Source organism: Alkalicoccobacillus porphyridii, assembly GCF_007293315.1.
GTDB lineage: Bacteria > Bacillota > Bacilli > Bacillales > Bacillaceae_D > Alkalicoccobacillus > Alkalicoccobacillus porphyridii.
In genome coordinates this window covers 320,179-337,859 of sequence record NZ_VLXZ01000003.1, presented here as the reverse complement: position 1 = coordinate 337,859, position 17,681 = coordinate 320,179, and the positions used below count along the sequence as shown (strand labels likewise).

Below are 17,681 nucleotides of genomic sequence, written 5' to 3'. Positions count from 1 at the left end.
TATGAGGAAATTACTACTTGGATTACTCAGCGTCGTGATCTTAGGCGCTTGTAATCAAACAGAAACGGTAGAAGCTGAGAGTATAGAAATTAAGAATATAGAGGATATTGAAATCTTTGAGACGAATCAAACCAATGATTCTATTACTGAAGTTGAAATAAAGGGTAACCTAAAAACTTATTTGGACAGCAGCGGAGATTTACATAGAGCAAGATATCTATATGAAGAGATATTAGATTCAGATAGAAAGCTAGATAAGAAAGAAAAAGAAGCCTATCAGGAAATTAATTCATTACTCCAAAAAAACGATGAGAATTTCTCTACATACATTTCAACAAACACTCTACCAGAGGGTTATCAGAACGAGTCAGAGCATATCAGTAACTATATCTCAACGCTAAATCAGTACTTTATTGAGTTTGATGACACGATAGATGAACTAACTGATGGAGAGATTTCCATAAATAATCTCAAAGGTATAGGAAGCACGCCTGACATTGTGAATGGAGGTGAACAGGCGAAGATAGAGAAGTTTCTTGAGGAGAAGGGGATTAAGACGAACGTGTTTGAATAATAGGATGATTTAGGGCTAATCCGCAATTTATGGATTGGCTTTTTCAATAGTTGGATTGAATAATCTTAGTATGGCCAAATCTAATCATAACACTACTAAATCTTAAAATATGAGAATTAAAAAAGTAGACATTAATTGATATGGTTAATTAAATTAGAGAGGAGTGTATTTATGAGAGTATTTCTGAAAGCGATTACAATGTCTGTGTTGTTAATACTTATAATAGGTATTAATGATGCAAAAGCTCATGAGATGCCGAACTTTGAGTACATGAAAACACTTATTGAGCCTTCAGAAATGGAATATAATCCAACTGGAGAGTATGATTTCCCTTCTGTCATACGAGCTACTGATTATTTTGAGGAGCCATTGGGAGAGTATTATATGTATTATGGACCTCATGATGGTCCTGGTGGCATCGCAATGTCTTATGCGGATTCTATAGAAGGTCCATGGACAGAGTACAGCAATAACCCAATTATTGAACGTAATTGGGAGCCCCATTATAGCGTATCTCATGTAGCATCCGCTCATCCAATTTGGAACTCAGAGGAAGAGAAGTTGTTTATGTATTTTCATGGAGAAAATACTGAGACTCGTTTAGCTTCGTCTGAAGATGGTATTCATTTTGATTATGAACAAACAGTGGTCGACACATCTGATTTTTCCGACATTAGTGAGGCTTCTTATGCGAGGGTATTCGAGTATGAGCTTTCTGGAAAAAACAATCAATACATTATGATGTTAATGGGAAACAATCAAGAGACACGTAAGATCTATTTAGCTTGGTCTGATGATGGTCGGAATTGGGAAACACAGCAAGAGCCTCTTATTTCGCCAATAACAGGACAAGGTGGTAATTTATCAGGCGCTTATTACTTCCCTTATGAAGGGAATCATTATGTTACCGTCCATGGAAGCTCTGGAAACCAGTATGTTGTAGATGTTGGAGAGAACTTTGATCAAGAAGTTCATCTTGGATCTTTTTATCAGCCTATTGAATCAACTCCTGAAAATGGCCGTGCTGCGTCACGTTCATTTATCTATTCAGAGGATAAATTGTATATGATCTATGAGGCGGGACAGCGAGGAAGTACAAAAATTGCGCTAGCGAAGGCAAATACTGATAAAGAGAGAGTTCAACTTGATACCTCTTTAAATCAATTTTTAAAGTTGTCGAATAATGTATTTAATGAAAATAACTAGGCTGACCATCTATGAATGTGTATGTTTAAAGGAACCTTCTGTAAAAACGGGGGTTCTTTTTTGATAAGGAGATGAGGACATGTATAAAGTCGTGATTGCAGAAGATGAGAGAATGATTCGTCAAGGGTTGGTTGCTCTTATAGATCAGCTTGTTACTGACTTTGAAGTCATTGGTGAAGCAGATAACGGAGAACGCGCGTTAGAATTACTCACATATGATTGCCCTGATGTATTACTTACGGATATTCGGATGCCAAAGCGTGATGGATTGTCGCTTATAAAGGAAGTTAGAACTCAATATCCAAATTTACCTATTATCATTGTTAGTGGACATGAGGAATTTACTTATGCGCAGAAAGCCATCCAAATGGGGGTAACACGATACTTATTAAAGCCGATTGAGCGGACAGAGATGATTTTGGCGTTTGATGAGGTAAAAAGAAGTCTTAGCCAAGTTTTCACTAGTACGAGTGAGAACAAGATGATTCGCCAGGTTGATTCTTATATTCAGCGTAATATAGATCAGGAAATTTCGTTACAAACTGTAGCTAAGCTTGTGCATTTACACCCAAGTTATTTTAGCCAATGTTTTAAAAATGAAACGGGAGAGAATTTTTCACATTATGTGACAGCTAAGCGAATTCACAGAGCAGAACAATTACTGAAGGAAACCAATCTTCGTGTATACGAGGTCGCCCGCATGTCTGGTTATCAAAGTGAAAAGCATTTTATGAAAATTTTTAAAAAAGTTAAAAACTGTACTCCTTCACAGTACCGCCATTCTTGAACCCACTGATCTTTGTATGAAAGGAGCAACCTCTATGGCGTTACGCCAAAAAATTATTGTTTTGTTTTTATGTATCGTACTAATCCCTTTAAATGTATTAGGTATGGTCACCTATTACTACTTTTCTAAAACCTTAGAGGATCAAACCTATCGCTTCACTGTCCAAATTATTGATCAGGTAAACCAAAATGTTAATGCGTATATTGAAGAAATGCACAGACTCTCGCTTTTACCATTATATGATCGAGAAGTCTTGGCTATATTACAGGATCATGAAGACCCAACTCACTATACCTTTCCTAAAACAGATGAGCTTGAGCGAATGAGTTCGTTTTTATCAACGTTGTCCTACAATCGTCAAGAATTATCAGGTATTCATATAATGGCTAACGATGGTAGTTTGTTTGGCAATCTAGGTTCTCCTCGGTCTGTTCACCGTATGACAAACGATGTGAAGGATGAGTGGCATCAGACACTTATGGTAGGAGATGGACGATCATTACTTCTTCCCACCCATAACCCATCCTATCTATTAGCAGAGACAGATGTTTTTTCGGTGGGGCGTGTCATTCGCGATCCTGAAAGCTTTAACCATTTGGGAATGATTAAGATCGATATTCAATTAACTTTTATAGAGTCGCTACTTGAGGATGTTTCATTATCAGAAGACCCGTCCATTAGTATTATTGATAATCAAGGAAATTTGTTCTTTGAGAAAGGAAAACCAGTCTATCGAATGCTCCAAAACGAGGGATACATCATTAGTGACTTCGTGGAGCGAGAATCGGTGGTAGCCGATGGAATCGCGTATTTGCCGGTCATTCGGGAAACTCCAGGAGGAGAAGTACAAACCATTGTGTTTTTACCTGAACATAAGATTTTCGGTGCTTCACAGTCGCTTCGTATGTTTACATTAGGATTAATGGCAGCAGCGACAGTGCTTATTATTATGTTAGGACTACTTGCGGAACGACGTTTAACGAAACCAATTTTTGAGTTGCGTCATCATATGGCATTGGCGGAAAAAGGGGAGTTCAATCATAGAATCAAAACATATTCAAAGGATGAGCTAGGACAATTGTCGGTTAGTTTTAATCATATGATGGAACAAATCAATGAATTAATTGCACGTGTATATCGAACTGAAATACGAGAAAAAGAAGCAGAGATCAAAGCTCTCCAAAGCCAAATGAACCCACATTTTATCTATAACACATTGGAGCATATTAACATGATGGCGATCACTAAGAGAGAATACGAGATTTCTGATATGGTCGCATCTTTAGGGAAATTAATTCGCTATAGTATTGATCAGAAAACACGATTTGTCCCATTAAAGGACGAGCTAGCTTTTGTTGAATCTTATGTAAGTATTCAACAGAAGCGCTTGGAAGGTCAGCTTACTTTCTCTATTTCTGTACCTGAAAAATTACTTACAATAAAAATTCCGAAGCTTACGATACAACCATTATTAGAAAATGCAATTGAACATGGACACATACATGGTGGCATCAAAGGCGACATTTGTATTAAAGGATGGCAAGAAGACGGTAAGTGCTATATTCAAGTGGCAGATAGTGGACAAGGTATGGAGTTAGAACAACTGCAGAGGATCAGAACAAAGCAACAACAGTTTCATGATGGCAATCGGATTGCGTTAGCGAATATTGCAGAGAGGTTGAATCTATTGTTAGGAGAGCCATATGGACTTACGGTTGAAAGCGAACGTGGCGTAGGAACAAAGGTGACAATATGTATTCCGATTACCTTATAAAAAGATACTAAATCTTAAGAGAGGTACCTAAAAAATGAAAGCGCTTTATTTTAAGCTGTCTATAAGAACAGTAAAGGGGGCTAGGCTATGAAAAAATGGGGAGTAAGTGTTGCAGCATTGTTTGTTGTAGCGGGTTGTTCATCATCAGGCGGAGCAGATACAAACGCCAATGGAGATGAACAAATTGAATTGACCTTCTCGACATGGGGAAATGAAAATCACATCGCAGTGTATGAAGAGTTGTTAGATGTTTATTATGAGGACAATCCACATGTGAACGTGACGATTCAAACAACACCTTTTCCTGATTATCAACAGAATACGACTGTACTTGCTGCTGGGAGAGAATTGCCCGATATTGGCTGGGCAGCTGAACGTATGGTTCCACAATTCATTGAAAATGGTATTTTACAAGACATTTCAGCACTAAAGGATGACCCGGCATTTGAATTTGATGACATTCTGCCTGGAACCATTACGCAGTATGAAGAAGGCGACTCATTGTATGGGATCCCTTTCTCCAGTCCACCTCACATTATTTATTATAATAAGACACTATTTGAAGAAAATGATCTACCTACGCCTCAGGAGCTTGAGGCAAGCGGTGAATGGACATGGGAAGTGTTTGAAGAGTCAGCAGCGATTATCGCTGAGGAAGAAGGGGTATATGGAGCTAATTTCTTCCGGGCATGGGAGACGTGGGAGAACTTACTGGCCCATACACGTGCAGAAGGTGGAGATCTTTTTAACGAGGATATGACGGAATTTACCTGGAATAGTGAGGCAGGTATTAGCACCTTTGACATGCTGAAGCGAATGATGTTTGAAGACATGTCTCACCCTCGAGCTGGTGACCAAGTTGCGTTTGAGGCTGGCAACATTGGTATGTTTTTCGATGTGTATAGCTATGTTTCTACTGCAAGGGGAATTGATGACTTTGAATGGGATATTGCGCCAGTTCCACTTGGATCACAAGGGCGTTCGCCAATCCTAGGGCAGGCTGGCTATGTCATGTTTGATGGAAGTGAGTATCCAGAGGAAGCGCTTGATTTGATTCGTTTCTTTGCAAGTCAAGAAGGAATGGAAGCGACATCTACGTACTTTGCGCCACCACGTACATCGGTTCTTGAATCAGATGCATTTATTGAACAGCCTGGTAATCCACCACGAGAAAGTATCGAAACAACCATTTTGGACTTAAGTGAAGAGTCTCGTGTCTTGCCGATCCATCCAGAATGGCAAAATATTGATAACCACATTCTTCAGGGATTCGATCAGCTATTTGGTCAAACAAAGGATACAGATGAGATTTTGCAACAAATGGAAGATAACATTAATCCATTAGTTGAACAATGATAAGCATAGTGTCTTGGGGTGAGTAGGTATGAGTTTGGATGTAAATGCGAAGGTGAACAAGAAGCGAGATGGTTTACAAAAAATAACGTGGATTAATCAAGACACGCTATCGGGTTGGCTATTTATCAGCCCGATGTTACTTGGATTTACCATCTTTATGTTTATTCCAATCGGTTTTGCGTTTTATATGAGCTTGACTGACTGGCCGTTGCTAGGCCAAGCCGAGTTTGTTGGGACAGCTAATTATCAAGCCATTGTTCAAGATCCTGAATTTGGTCAAGTGATGAAAAATACGATTGTATTTACTGCTGGCCTTGTTCCTTTAAATATAGCTTTAGCACTGAGTCTGGCATTGTTACTTCGACATCCCATTCCAGGAATGGGTATATTCAGAACAATTATGTTTGTACCTGTTGTCACCTCCTTAGTCGTTTGGGCAATTGTATGGAAATACATGTTTGCAACGGACTTTGGATTTGTGAATTCTATACTTGCACTAATTGGTATAGATCAGCAAGCGTGGCTTTATAATAGCAGCCTTGCCATGCCTGTTGTTGTGATCACAAGTGTATTAAAGAATGTTGGATTAAATATGGTACTTTTTTTGGCAGGTTTGCAGATGGTTCCAAATAATTTATATGAGGCTGCCCGGATTGATGGTGCAGGGAGGTGGCGTCAGTTCCGTAACATTACGTTACCGATTATTTCGCCAACTATTTTCCTTGCAACGATTATTACCATAATTGGTGCGATGAAAATCTTTGCGCAAATCTTCGTCATGACACGCGGGGGTCCTGAAAATAGCACAAAAGTGATTGTGTATTACATTTGGGAAAAGTCGTTCCGATTATTTGAAATGGGCTATGCGGCAGCTGCAGCGTTTATCTTGTTTTTTATTATATTTGCTTTCACATTGGTTCAATGGTCGCTGAGAAAGAGGTGGGTCTACAATGAAGATTAATCTTACTTCCTTTATTGTTCGTTATAGTCTATTGGTGGCTGTATCTGCTCTCATGTTATTGCCATTCGTCTGGATGCTGACGACATCACTAAAGGATCCGAATCAGATCTTTTCATTTCCGCCTACCTTTATTCCAAACCCCATCCAATTTGGTAGCTATATTGAGGTGCTTAGCAGTACTTACTTTTTACAACAGATGTTTAATAGCATCTATATAGGCGCTCTTGTAACCATAGGCACGGTAATGCTTGCGTCTATGGCAGGATATGCTTTTGCGCGTATTCCGTTTAAGGGCAGGAATGTCATGTTTCTTCTGTTCCTAAGCGTCATGATGATTCCAGGTGAAGTGACCATCATCCCATTGTTTCTGTTTATGAGAGAGCTTGGATGGATTGACACGCATATGCCGCTTATTCTGATCCCTATCTTTGGCGCTGGTGGAGCGTTTGGCATATTTGTTATGCGACAGTTCTTCCGCCAGGTTCCTGCAGAGCTAGAGGATGCGGCGAAAATTGATGGCTGTTCACGCTTTCGAATTTTCTTGCAAATTATGCTACCACTCTCAAAACCGGCCCTAGCAACAGTGACCATTTTCACCTTCTTAACTAACTGGAATGAGTTTTTGGAACCGCTTATTTTTATTAACTCAAGAGAATTGATGACATTGCCACTGGCTCTTTCACTCTTTACTGATGAAGCTGGAACAGATTGGAGTTCACTCATGAGTGCATCTGTTCTCGCCACATTACCTGTGCTACTTGTCTTTTTCTTTGCGCAGAAGCAATTTATTGAGAGCCTGGCAATGTCCGGATCCAAAGAATAAAAACGGAGGATTGATTGTAATGAAAAGGATTAAAGAAATAGAACGCCAGATACCAGTTCGCATAGAGGCAGATGTTGTTGTGTGTGGAGGTGGACCTGCTGGTATTGGGGCTGCTTTAAGCTCTGCTCGAAATGGAGCAAGGACAGTCTTAATTGAGTCACATGGTTTTTTAGGTGGTATGGGAACAGCTGGCATGGTGACGTCATTTGCGTACGGATATCATGACAAGGAGCGATTTATTACAGGAGGAATTTTTCAAGAGATCCGACAGAAATTACATGAGCGTGGCGGGTTGATTATGACCGACCGCAAAGGGTGGGAGCCGTTTAATGCAGAGCAATATAAGATTCTTGCCTTTGAGCTATTAGAAGAAGCGAATGTTGAATTGCTATGTCATACGTCGATAGTTGATGCAATAACTATGAACGGGACGATTCAAGCGATTGTTATTGAAAGCAAGGCGGGTAGGGAAGCTATTGTGGCTAAGCATTTTATTGATGCAACCGGTGATGGGGACCTTGCGGAACGAGCAGGAGCAGAATGCAAGATTGGTAGAGAAAAGGATGGAGGCACACAGCCCTCCTCACTCATGTATGTACTTGGTAATGTAGAAACGGAGAAGCTCGGAAAGATGTTAGATGATCAGAACCGGCGTGGACACTGGAAGACAGACCAGGGCCATTTCTACTTAAATGCAACAGGTTTTGCAGATGAAATCGCCCAAGCAAAACAAGACGGTTATCTGACCAAGGTGAACCGAGATCATGTCGCAGCCATCTTCACGGTTCCGTGGATGGAAAAGGTAGTGGGTGTCAACTTTGGACGTGTTCAGGGGAAAAGTGCACTTGATCCAAAAGAATTAACAGAAGCCGAGGTCATCGGACGTGAGCAGGTACTCGATGGCATTGCTTTTCTAAAAGAATACGTACCTGGTTTCACTCATGCTGAGCTCTTACAAACCGCTCCGCAAATAGGCATTCGTGAAACACGTAGAGTGATTGGCGACTATGTAATCACACAGGAAGACATTGTTGAGCTTAAACAGTTTGATGACTGTATCGCTCAGTCATGCTATATGATTGATATCCATTCTCCCGATTCAAACACCACAGAAATTTATAAGCTACCAAAAGGAACCCACTATGATATCCCATACCGTTCCTTATTACCAAAAGGGCTTCACAACCTCCTCGTAGCTGGCCGCTGCATTTCCGCTACACACGAAGCACTAGGTTCTTTTAGGGTGCAAGCAATCTGCCTTGCTCTCGGAGAAGCGGCAGGGGCTGCAGCAGCCATTGCTAATAAACAGGAATGTAATCCTCGTGACATTGATGTGAGGGAGTTGCAAGGAATATTGGAGGGGCAGGGAGCGATATTAGTGTAAGCTCTTAGATTACAAAACAGATGAGAGTTAAGAAGACTGAGGGAGAAAGAGTGTATCTTCTCTCCCTTGTATATTAGGCTATCAACTAATCCGTTAAAGTATTCTACATAATCAGTCATGGCATCATAAATATCTTAAGAATTAGAAAACAGCATATATATTGCAATAAGAAGTGCAAAGGAGCCCGAGATAACTGAAAGAAAAGCGCTCCATTTCTTCTCCAGTTTTATTTCTAGAATTGTAATTGTAGTTATAGTAATTACTAGAAGAATAATAGCCATACTAAAAACAAGTGTCTGAGATAAGTAACCGTTTAACAACAGTATAAATGTAGGGATTAGGATGGTGAGAGACCCCATTCTAATAAAAATGATTCCTCTTTCCATTGGTTTTACTCTTAATAGAGAGTTTGATTTATGAAGATATAAAGCTACGATCGGGAGTTTCCATCATTTCCAGTCTTCATAATTGTCCATTTCCTTAGAGTTTTTTCATGAAACCATTTTCACATGGTGTTCTCTTAATAAGAAAATGACCAACCACCCAGCATTCGCAGGTGGCCAGTCTAAAACCCTTCTTAGTCATCCGTGGTTGTTTTCTTAAAGCAAATAATAACAAAGATCGCTGAACCAATAACCCATAGTGACAGTATGCCTAGAGGTAGCCATGAGCTGCTATCATGGATTTCAATGGCCTGCAAAATGGGAAAGTAAGAAAAGATTGTCGTGATGATACTATCTTCATCAAAGACTCCAAGAGACGTATACAATGGAGTAAAACCAAACAGAAACATGACGGGCATTAGGTAAACGGACGTTGAGGCAAGTGTATTTGAGAACAGACCAATTCCGATACCAAGCAGCAGAAAGAACAGAAACAGTAAAAGTAGTCCAATCATCACTCTGAAGTCTAAAAACGGATCAATATCAATAATGACTAGAGATATTGTAAGAGCGACAAAGGTTATAATGGCGGTAACTAGGCTTTTTCCAATAAGAATGTCTACAAATGAAGCTGGGGATTGAATCAACCCTCGTAATGTATTCTTCTCATTTTCTTCGGCCATCATGGTCATCATAATGGCACTGGTCACGGCTGAAAAAGCAGAACCGACGATAATATAGATCATTTCAATGGGCACAGCGTCCTCACCTAGCTGACCATAAAGTAAGGCCATCGCAATCGGGATACCTGGCATAACAAGTAGCATCATATTCTTCATAAAATCTCTCATGTCTTTTTCGAAGATGGCGGATATGCGTTGAATGTTCATTATACCAGCTCCTTTCCAGTTACTTTGAGGAAGATTTGACCAAGGGTCGGGTGATCGGTATGCATGGTTTTGATTTGATTGTTTATGATTAATTCGTTAATGTGATCTGCATTCTTTGGTTCGTTTTTGATGACAAGCTGTTCACCTGCAAAGGTTTCCACATGAAACGCATGGGTTGAGTATTTATAGCGCAGGGCAGAAGGTGTGTCTATCTCTTGCAGCTCTCCATTGTGAAGAAAGGCTACACGATCGCATAACTCTGTTGCTTCCTCCATATTATGAGTGGTTAAAAAGATAGTGGTTCCTGCTTCATTTAACCTTTGCAACCCGCGATGAATATGAGCCATATTTCCAGGGTCAAGGGCAGATGTTGGTTCGTCTAAAAAGACGAGCTCAGGCTTGTGAATGAGAGCTTTAGCTAGTAAGACACGTTGCTTCATGCCTTTGGATAACTTCGACACGGTTTTTGACCGCGCCTCCTGAAGATTAACTTCCTTAAGCAGCACGTCAATTTGTTCTAAGGGCGCACCATATAATTTACAAAATAGCTTTAAGTTATCATAAACAGTCAGACGCTCATACAAAGAGCTGTTATCGGATAAGATGCCAATCTTAGATTTGAACTCTGAAGTACCAAACTTTGTTGAGTTCATTCCGAGCACCTTCACCTCACCGGAAGTAGGCTTTAGTTCCCCCGTTAATATTTTGTTAGTGGTTGTTTTGCCAGATCCACTTGGACCAAGTAATCCAAAAATTTCTCCTTTTTTTACGGTAAGCGTCACATTGTTTATGGCGGTATGTGAACCAAATACTTTTTTCATTCCCGTTACTTCGACTGCGTTCATCATTTGAAATCCTCCTTCGTTTGTCTTGCCTTCATCATAGCTCTGAGGAGGTAAGCAAGCATTAGATTTCAAACGAGATGTACCCAAATCACAGTGAATGGTACCTATTATATGATCAAATACTGCGAGAAGAGGCTTGATGCACCAGTTATTCCCGTTGAATGGTACCTATTTAAGGCTGAATTTCTCTTGGATCTCCTGAATTTTGGTCCGCGAGAGTGGAATGGTCGATTGTACGCTGTTGTTGATCCTGAGAGAATAGGCATTTTTTGACCAGGTAATAATTTCACGTACCTTTTGTAGGTTCACGATATACGATCGATGACACCGATAAAATCCATAAGCATTTAACTTTTGTTCAATTTCGGCAAGCGTTGAATCCATGAGATAGGATTCTTCATTAATGACAATCTTTCCTTTGCCATCCTGGCTTTCTATGTAATCAATCTCAAGCGGATCAAATAGGATAATTTTGTCATCGATCTTCGCTGGAATTTTGAATAAGTGATCAAACGCCGTGGGAGGTGGCGTCTCATCTTCCTCCATTGCATCCTCATCAGCAATCTCAATTTTGTTTAAGCCATTATGCTGGAGCTTGTAAGGGATATCTCCAAGTAACAAGGCATGCTCCATGTTCGCTACTAAGATAAGGACGGGAACTGGATGGGCTTTTATCTTTTCGAGCATGGAAATGAAGGTGTGAGTGGTCTTAATATCAACACCATGAATGGGCTCAATAAACACCATGGATTCGGGTGCACTCATAAAGTATTTGGCAAAGTAAACCCGTCGAATTTCAGATTCCGAGCATGTGTGTAATGGTTTCTTTGCGCAATGCTGAAGTTCAAACTGAACAAGAATTTCAGGAAGGGTCGTTCCATGTCCAAACCATTTGTGAAAAAAAGCTACATTGTCTTGAACAGTTATACGCGTGTATAAACCATCTTTTTGGTCAAAAATTGGAATGTTCGTATTTTCAATGAGGTTCTTGGCCAGCTCAGTCTGCATATCTGTATCGCTGTATATCGTTGTAATATTTGAATCACTTATCGTAAGGGAAAATGAGGGAAGTGACTCAGAGCTATTATTCTCTTGATTAATTGTGAAAGTGGCCATGTTGTTACCCCTTCTTGTATGAATAGTTTGATTTTGGTTCCAAGTAATATGGTCACAATATTCATTCCTTCTGTCAATTATTTATTTTATTTATATTATTTGATGGTTGGCGGTTTAAGAAGAAGGGTAATAGGAAAAATGAAGAGGTACAAGAAACGCTGTATGTAGAGAGGATTGTAGATACGTTATTTTATAATTCTTCACTAGAAGAACAACTTCAATACTCCATATCGATTTGAGTTCAGAAATATAGCTATAGCAAGAATCATAATTAAGCTGCCAACTGTTAAAGAAATGAGCTTGATCGATTGCTGTGCCTTTTTAAAGAAAAATGGGAGTAATATAAATAAAAAGCCAAGGGCTAAAAAGATGAAAATACCGAGATAAAATGTACGAATGGCCGCTTCACCGTAATGCATGGACAAACCTCCTTTTCATTTTTTTCAAAGAACATAGTAATACAAAACAAAGGCTGAGAGTTTTCCAAGGAAAAGTGCAATCAGGAGTTTCTTATATGGTGGACTTTTAGGGTTTTTAACATCGTGTTCGGTAGGCTTCATGATCATCTCTCCTACTTTTTAACATTCTATTACCTGATTAGTCTTGCCTGAAACCACTTTTATCTGACAGTTATTCTTCCATTTTTAGGACGAATAATTTGTAAAAGTTGGAAATGTTACGGTTCGCTTGAAACTGGTGTGAAGGCTACGATATAGTCTAACGAGGATGTTTATTCATTTGTCCTATATGTAGAAGTGGTACGGGTTCCTTTCTTTCCCTACTTATATACTGATTTAAAGGGGTTATTCATGTCTATATTAATTGGAGTATTAGGGATATTAGTCTTTTTAGGACTAGCTTTTCTCATGTCTAACAATAAGAAAGCGATTAATTATAAGTCCGTGGGCATTATGCTGGGACTTCAAGCAGCCATTGCTTTACTTATGTTTAGAACAGACGTAGGTCTCTTCATCATAGAGACGATTTCAAACGGTTTTGCTACTGTAATTTCCTATGGAAATGAAGGGGTGAACTTTGTTCTTGGTGATTTGATGATAGTTGAGGGAGGATCTGTCTTTTTCCTTGATGTCTTAATGATCATCATTTTTACATCCGCTTTACTTTCTATATTAACGTATTCAGGGGTTCTACCCATGGCAATTAAATATGTGGGCGGTTTAATGGCGAAGATTACAGGATTACCAAAGGTAGAGACGTTTAATGCTGTGAACAGTGTCTTCTTTGGACAATCTGAAGCGTTACTTGCTATTAAGAGTCAATTGCCCACGATGACAAAAAACCGTGTCTTCATCGTTACCACGTCAGCGATGGCCTCTGTCTCTGCTTCTATTATTGGTGCTTATTTCACCATGCTTGAACCGAGATATGTATTAGTCGCTATGCTATTAAATATGTTTAATGGACTGATTATCGCTTCTATCATTGCACCAGTAGAGAAAAGTGATGTAGATGAAGAAGTGGAGGTGGACACAAAGGTATTACGTGACCAATCAGGGTCCTCACTATTTGACGCCATTAGTAGAGGGGCGTTAGATGGTGGGAAGGTAGCCTTGATTGTAGCAGCCATGCTGGTGGCGTTTATTGGATTAATCGCTATGCTGAATGGGTTGTTTGCAGCAACGATTGGACTGACACTACAGGAATTACTTGGTTATATTTTCGCACCGTTCGCTTGGTTAATGGGGATCCCAACCGTTGATTTACTTCAAGCAGGTAATTTAATGGGAACCAAGCTCGTTGCCAATGAGTTTGTGGCCATGTTGGACTTTGTAGATATGGATTTAACACCTAGAGCGACGGGCATCATTTCTGTATTCCTGACGTCCTTTGCGGCTGTTGGTTCTGTCGGTATTGTTGCCGGTACAGCACAAGCCATTAATGAAAAAACAGGAAAACAGGTGGCTTCCTTTGGACTAAAGCTTTTGGCAGCTGCTACATTGGTTAGTTTGATGTCAGGAACGGTCGTAGGATTGTTTATTTAATATTATGTAGGAAATTGAGAAATGCGGTGCGTTGTGGCCGCATTTTTTTAATTTTGTGGGATAAGAGAATTTAAAAAGCAGGCCGAGACAAAACATAAAATCTTCAACACGAACATTGCAACAATCCCTCGCTTTCCTTGGGAACGGACTCAGCCCTCGAAGCGGAAAACTACCACTTCGATGTCGGTCTGCCACGTTCTTTTCCACAGGAGTCTCGGGTTCTCCTTACGCTCGTTAAAATAAAATCTGAAACGAATGACTTAGGGTCATTCGTCTTTTCATTATGTTTAATTACTTTTGAATTAAAGTAGGACAGGCCGAATCCACACAGATAGGAGGAAGATATCCAGCAAAGTCAGCTTTGTAAATATTATCTACGAGCTTTTCATGACTGACTTTTCCTAAATAACCACCATACCCTCGATCACTAAAGTAAATTCGAGATGGAATCTCCGCTTCAGAATTGTAGAGTCTACTTTGTTGGAAGTATTGCTTGGGAGCTTGGCTCTTAATGGCTTCTCCATTCTCCTCTGTTTGTGGTGAGGAAGAATAACCAGTTATGATGCCCTGTGCTTCTACTTTTAACGGCGAAAAATCTACAAAAGATAGAGGGATTAGTAGTAAGATGGCTGAGATTACGTATTTCATTACATACACTCCTATCTGATACGTTGCGTAGGTTTCAGTATAAAGGGGGCTGGAGTTGTTCACAAGGTAGGATGGGTACCCAATCTACTCATTACTAAAGACTCATGCAAATAGCCTTTCTTTTTAAAAGTATCTTAGCTTGGGGCTTGTAGAAGTCATAGGTGCCATAACGAGCCCCCGCATGTGAATAGAAAGCCCCCGCATATCGATAAGGATCGCCGCAAGTGAATAGAGAGCCTCCGCATGTCGATAAGAACCGCCGCATGTGAATAGAGACCCCCCGCATGTCGATAAGAACCGCCGCATGTGAATAGAGAGCCTCCGCATGTCGATAAGAACCGCCGCATGTGAATAGAGAGCCTCCACGTGTCGATAAGGATCGCCGCATGTAAATAGAGCCTCCGCATGTCGATATGGTGAGCAAATCCCCTCTCCCCCATTATTAAAAAAATTCCATTGACGCTTCGTTCTATCTGTTATACTATAAATATAACAGATAGAACGAATTGAAGGATGTATGATCCTTCTTTCTCAACACGATGTCAAATAAAGAGGTGAAACCATGAAGCCATCTAGAAAGCCATGGCGGTCGTTTTTAGTTTTTTTCTTAATAGGAATTGTTGCTGTTCTTACCTTACTTCCCATGTTAGTTGAGCTCCTGCCGCAGCAGTTAGAAGAACTTGGCGTGCCTTTAACTCTTCCTGTTGAACTGTTAGCCTTGTTATCACTTATTAATCCTTTGCTGTTTATTGTTGCTGGTTTGCTCGTTGGGCACTTTCTAGCTGAGAGAACGGGGTTCTTCTCGTTTGTTTATGAAAAAGATCGGTATGGTAAGCCATTGCTGAGTCGCTTGGCGGGGGTTTTTAACATTTCTTCTCTGCTCGGGGTAATGGGTGGTGTCATCATGTTAACTGTAGATTTCCTGCTTCAACCCTTTCTTCCAGAAGTCCTTTATCTTTCAGATGCTGGATCGACAATTGATTTCTTTGATCTTGCTACTAGGCTTTTATATGGGGGAATTGCGGAAGAATTAATGCTTCGGTGGGGTGTCATGACTTTAGTTGTCTTCATCCTGTGGAAAATTTTTCAACGCAAAAATGCTCAACCCAGCTCAGTTATTGTTTGGAGTGGAATCATTCTATCGGCTCTACTGTTTGGATTAGGGCATTATGGCGCAACGGTTGCAGCAACAGAGATGACTCCAATTATATTTGCTAGAATGATCTTTTTAAATGGTCTTGGTGGTGTTATCTATGGTTGGCTTTACTGGCGCAAGGGACTTGAAGCGGCAATGATTGCTCATATGGCTACTCATGTGACCTTCGTCATCATCTCCATTTTAACTTCCTGGATTTAAATGTATTGTTTTGCATGACTAGAAAAAGGAGGTCCTTCACTTGCTCATTACACTTGATTTTGAATCAAAGGATGCCATTTACACGCAAATTATGCAGCAGGTGATTATCGGCATTGCGAAGCGAGAGCTACATCCTAATGACCCACTGCCGTCTGTTCGTTCATTAGCATCTGACATAGGCATTAACCTGCACACTGTGAATAAGGCTTACCAGCAGTTAAAACAAGAAGGATACATTCTAATTCACCGTCAAAAGGGTGTGGTTATTCATCCGGAGGGTGTACCGAAAGCGGACAATGCTTACAAGGAATCGCTGAAGCAGACACTGCGCCCGATTGTAGCGGAAGCACTTTGTAAAGATTTAACTCAGGAATCCATTGAGGCTTTGTACCAAGAAGTACTTGATGAATTTGGTAGTAAGGGGGATAAAAAATGACTACGAGTACACTTATCATTGTTTTGTCACTTGTTTTGTTACCCATTGCGCTCATCTTATCAGTTATACCCTATCTAACCCGCAGAACAGAAAGCTTCGGGGTTTCGATTCCTGAGAGTGTGTATGATTCAACGCCACTGCAAACGATGAGGAAGCGGTATGTGCAGTATATGGCACTATTAACGGTATTGCTAGTTGGTGGGTTCATTGGGGTTGGAACATGGATAACTCTGACTGAAGAGAGTTTAAGTTTAGTATTTGCCGCAGTTATTTTGCTTTTCTTAATCCTTTCATTTGTTGTTTACTTACGGTTCCATACCGAAATGAAACAGATGAAAAAAGAGGCTAATTGGGCTCAGGATAAAACGCAAAAGGTGGTTATCCGCACAGACTTTCGTTCACAGAAGCTAACTTATTCAAATCTTTGGTATGGCCTTCCGTTTGCACTAACGATTATAACAACATTGTTGACGGCATTATTTTATGATCGGTTGCCAAACATTCTACCCATGCAAATGAATTTTGCTGGAGAGGTGACGAATGCAGTTGAGAAAAGCTATCGTACAGCCTTTCTTTTACCCATTATGCAATCGTATCTTATCTTACTGTTTATCTTTATCAATACGATGATTGCCAAGAGCAAACAACAACTACAAGCAGATGAACCTGATAAATCCTTTCAACAGCTCAAGTTATTTAGAAGAAGATGGTCCTTATTCCTCCTCTTCACTTCAACTCTTTTAACGCTAATGTTTTCATTTATGCAATGGACGTACTTCTACCCGCAAAACCAACAGCTGGTGACCATCATTAGCTTAATCATTAGTGGGATTATTTTGATTGCCGCACTCGTGCTCTCCTTTTCAACAGGGCAAAGTGGAAGTAGAATTCGTACCGCTGAATCTGAGCACACGGACTCTGTGGATCGAGATGATGATAGGTATTGGAAGCTTGGTCAGATTTATTTTAATCCAAGTGATCCTGCGCTATTTTTGGAAAAACGCTTTGGCGTTGGCTGGACCGTAAACTTTGCCAGACCCACAGCGTGGATTCTCATCATTGGCATTATTGCATCAGCAGCGGGCCTACCAATTTTGCTTACGATGTAAAACTAAAGCAAGAATTGCACCGCCTGATT

Annotated in this window: 17 protein-coding genes; 12 read left to right on the top strand and 5 right to left on the bottom strand. The window is 40.2% G+C overall.

Features of this window, described 5'->3' with window-relative positions; all coding sequences use genetic code 11:
* The first annotated feature begins 1 nt into the window (after position 1).
* The 8 genes from FN960_RS06935 (at position 2) to FN960_RS06900 (ending at position 8,865) form a co-directional block, all read left to right on the top strand.
* Positions 2–574, top strand: a complete 573-nt coding sequence (locus FN960_RS06935) for an NDxxF motif lipoprotein (protein WP_143847963.1) — start codon at positions 2–4, stop codon at positions 572–574.
* A gap of 171 nt (positions 575–745) precedes the next feature.
* Complete coding sequence (locus tag FN960_RS06930) at positions 746–1,780, top strand: glycoside hydrolase family protein (RefSeq protein ID WP_143847962.1); 1,035 nt, start codon at positions 746–748, stop codon at positions 1,778–1,780.
* A gap of 79 nt (positions 1,781–1,859) precedes the next feature.
* The gene (locus FN960_RS06925) at positions 1,860–2,567 is read left to right on the top strand and encodes a response regulator transcription factor (RefSeq protein ID WP_143847961.1); all 708 of its coding nucleotides are present in this window, start codon (positions 1,860–1,862) and stop codon (positions 2,565–2,567) included.
* Positions 2,568–2,601: 34 nt separating this feature from the next.
* Positions 2,602–4,341 carry a cache domain-containing sensor histidine kinase gene (locus FN960_RS06920; protein ID WP_185970949.1) on the top strand — a complete coding sequence of 580 codons (1,740 nt, stop codon included), beginning with the start codon at positions 2,602–2,604 and terminating at the stop codon, positions 4,339–4,341.
* An 87-nt stretch (positions 4,342–4,428) separates the two neighbouring features.
* Positions 4,429–5,697 carry an ABC transporter substrate-binding protein gene (locus FN960_RS06915; RefSeq protein WP_143847959.1) on the top strand — a complete coding sequence of 423 codons (1,269 nt, stop codon included), beginning with the start codon at positions 4,429–4,431 and terminating at the stop codon, positions 5,695–5,697.
* Positions 5,698–5,725: 28 nt separating this feature from the next.
* Positions 5,726–6,658, top strand: coding sequence for a carbohydrate ABC transporter permease (locus FN960_RS06910; RefSeq protein WP_143847958.1), 933 nt, complete (start codon positions 5,726–5,728; stop codon positions 6,656–6,658).
* The gene (locus FN960_RS06905; protein WP_143847957.1) at positions 6,648–7,481 is read left to right on the top strand and encodes a carbohydrate ABC transporter permease; all 834 of its coding nucleotides are present in this window, start codon (positions 6,648–6,650) and stop codon (positions 7,479–7,481) included. The genes FN960_RS06910 and FN960_RS06905 overlap by 11 nt, the downstream gene beginning before the upstream one ends.
* A gap of 19 nt (positions 7,482–7,500) precedes the next feature.
* On the top strand, positions 7,501–8,865 hold the full coding sequence (locus FN960_RS06900) for an FAD-dependent oxidoreductase (RefSeq protein WP_143847956.1): 1,365 nt from the start codon (positions 7,501–7,503) through the stop codon (positions 8,863–8,865).
* A gap of 577 nt (positions 8,866–9,442) precedes the next feature.
* Here FN960_RS06900 and FN960_RS06895 read toward each other — a convergent pair.
* From FN960_RS06895 to FN960_RS06880, 4 genes are all read right to left on the bottom strand, one after another.
* Positions 9,443–10,138, bottom strand: coding sequence for an ABC transporter permease (locus tag FN960_RS06895; RefSeq protein ID WP_143847955.1), 696 nt, complete (start codon positions 10,136–10,138; stop codon positions 9,443–9,445).
* Positions 10,138–10,986, bottom strand: coding sequence for an ABC transporter ATP-binding protein (locus FN960_RS06890; protein ID WP_143847954.1), 849 nt, complete (start codon positions 10,984–10,986; stop codon positions 10,138–10,140). Before FN960_RS06890 ends, FN960_RS06895 begins: the two co-directional genes overlap by 1 nt.
* A 165-nt stretch (positions 10,987–11,151) precedes the next feature.
* On the bottom strand, positions 11,152–12,099 hold the full coding sequence (locus tag FN960_RS06885; protein ID WP_143847953.1) for a LytTR family transcriptional regulator DNA-binding domain-containing protein: 948 nt from the start codon (positions 12,097–12,099) through the stop codon (positions 11,152–11,154).
* Between the two features lie 203 nt (positions 12,100–12,302).
* A complete protein-coding gene (locus FN960_RS06880; RefSeq protein WP_143847952.1) occupies positions 12,303–12,518 on the bottom strand; it encodes a hypothetical protein in 216 nt (71 codons plus the stop codon).
* 390 nt (positions 12,519–12,908) lie between these two features.
* Here FN960_RS06880 and FN960_RS06875 point away from each other — a divergent pair, with 390 nt between their 5' ends.
* The gene (locus FN960_RS06875) at positions 12,909–14,102 is read left to right on the top strand and encodes a NupC/NupG family nucleoside CNT transporter (RefSeq protein WP_143847951.1); all 1,194 of its coding nucleotides are present in this window, start codon (positions 12,909–12,911) and stop codon (positions 14,100–14,102) included.
* Between the two features lie 291 nt (positions 14,103–14,393).
* Here the strand turns inward: FN960_RS06875 and FN960_RS06870 are convergent, their stop codons facing one another.
* Complete coding sequence (locus FN960_RS06870) at positions 14,394–14,750, bottom strand: hypothetical protein (RefSeq protein WP_143847950.1); 357 nt, start codon at positions 14,748–14,750, stop codon at positions 14,394–14,396.
* Between the two features lie 562 nt (positions 14,751–15,312).
* Between FN960_RS06870 and FN960_RS06865 the strand changes: the two genes are divergently transcribed.
* The 3 genes from FN960_RS06865 to FN960_RS06855 all read left to right on the top strand — a co-directional run bounded on the left by FN960_RS06865 (position 15,313) and on the right by FN960_RS06855 (position 17,652).
* Positions 15,313–16,107, top strand: a complete 795-nt coding sequence (locus FN960_RS06865) for a CPBP family intramembrane glutamic endopeptidase (RefSeq protein WP_143847949.1) — start codon at positions 15,313–15,315, stop codon at positions 16,105–16,107.
* 91 nt (positions 16,108–16,198) lie between these two features.
* Complete coding sequence (locus tag FN960_RS06860) at positions 16,199–16,543, top strand: GntR family transcriptional regulator (RefSeq protein ID WP_438799857.1); 345 nt, start codon at positions 16,199–16,201, stop codon at positions 16,541–16,543.
* Positions 16,540–17,652 (top strand): DUF1648 domain-containing protein, encoded by a 1,113-nt coding sequence (locus FN960_RS06855; RefSeq protein ID WP_143847947.1) that lies wholly within the window; start codon positions 16,540–16,542, stop codon positions 17,650–17,652. The genes FN960_RS06860 and FN960_RS06855 overlap by 4 nt, the downstream gene beginning before the upstream one ends.
* The last annotated feature ends 29 nt before the right edge of the window (positions 17,653–17,681 follow it).